At 72.5% G+C, this 1,220-nt stretch carries 1 protein-coding gene and 1 pseudogene; one reads left to right on the top strand and one right to left on the bottom strand.

Going from position 1 to position 1,220, the window contains the following annotated elements; all coding sequences use genetic code 11:
* Nucleotides 1–231: pseudogene (locus AOK24_RS42845) on the top strand (hypothetical protein); the annotation flags it as partial.
* Between the two features lie 190 nt (nt 232–421).
* Here the strand turns inward: AOK24_RS42845 and AOK24_RS42840 are convergent.
* Nucleotides 422–1,006 (bottom strand): hypothetical protein, encoded by a 585-nt coding sequence (locus AOK24_RS42840; protein ID WP_055725257.1) that lies wholly within the window; start codon nt 1,004–1,006, stop codon nt 422–424.
* Nucleotides 1,007–1,220: the final 214 nt, after the last annotated feature.

Here is a 1,220-nt window from a genome sequence, read left to right as displayed (position 1 = left end):
CCGAGGTGCTCCATCGTCCGCGCGAAGATGCGGACGATGGAGCACCTCGGCCTGAAGGGGCAGATCGAGGACATCCTCATCACCCTCTCCGACCAGTACCACCTCCTGCGCCTCCTCAGCGGGCGCGGCGGCAACGGGCTGTTCCTGTACCTCGTGCTGGACTCGAAGCGGTCCAACCTGGCGATGGCGCGGCACCAGTTGAAGCGGATCGAGGAGGAGCTGGAGGTCTGAGCGGGCTCGCCTCGGGCGCCGGCCGCCGAGACGGGAACGCTTCAGCCTCCGGCTGCTGAGGGCGTCCGGCCCAGCCTCCGCCCACTGCGAGGCGTTCGGCCCAGCCTCCGGCCACTGCGAGGCGTTCGGTTCAGCCTCCGGCCGCTGCGAGGCGTTCGGCTCAGCCTCCGGCCGCTGCGAGGCGTTCGGTTCAGGCTCCGACCGTGGTGCGGCGGCGCGCTCCTCCGGGGGCCGCGTCGCCCGCCGCGATGCCTGTCGTGCGGTACGCCTTCACGGCCTTGCCGGCCGGGGCGCCGCCGTATCTGCCGAGCCAGTCGACCCGTACCCACAGGAGTTCCCCCTCGGTCCGTTCCCGGCGGCCCAGCCAGGCGGACTTGAGGCGCAGGCCGGTGCCGTAGCCGGCGACGAGCAGGCCGGGGGCCGCGGGTACGGCGAACGAGGCGGCGATCGCGAGGGCGAGGGCGAGGAGGAGCCACCAGCGGTTGCCGTGGCGCCAGTTGCGTACGGTGACCGCGCGGTCCTGGAGCACATCGTGCTTGCCGGCGCGCGCGGCGGCCCGGGCGAGGGTGGCGTACCGCTTACGCCGGGCGTACGCCGTGACGACGGCGGCGACAATGAACAACGCGGCCCCGGCGAGCACCCCGATCCGCCGCCCGGTGATCCCGGGCACCAGCACCCCGACCCCCGCGGCGAACACCCCGCACCACCACCACGGCCCGGCCCCCGCCCGCACGACGACGGCGACCCGCGCCAGCCCTTGTCCTCCACGCACCATGCAACTCGCCTCCTCATCACCGGTCTCCCCGCACGCCGGAAGCTACCGAGCGAACGTGAGACGAGTCTGAGAGCGGGGGGGTGCGCCTAATAACTCGGGTGGTACTGATACGTAGGCGAGTGCCGCACCGTCGTGGTTGATCGCGCAGTTCCCCGCGCCCCTAAAAAAGCCGGACCACTCCACCCAGCCCACTTAGCTGCGGGCAGTCGTGCCG

It is taken from the genome of Streptomyces niveiscabiei (assembly GCF_001419795.1).
In the GTDB taxonomy this organism is placed as follows: domain Bacteria; phylum Actinomycetota; class Actinomycetes; order Streptomycetales; family Streptomycetaceae; genus Streptomyces; species Streptomyces niveiscabiei.
This window is presented reverse-complemented; position numbering and strand designations above follow the sequence as displayed.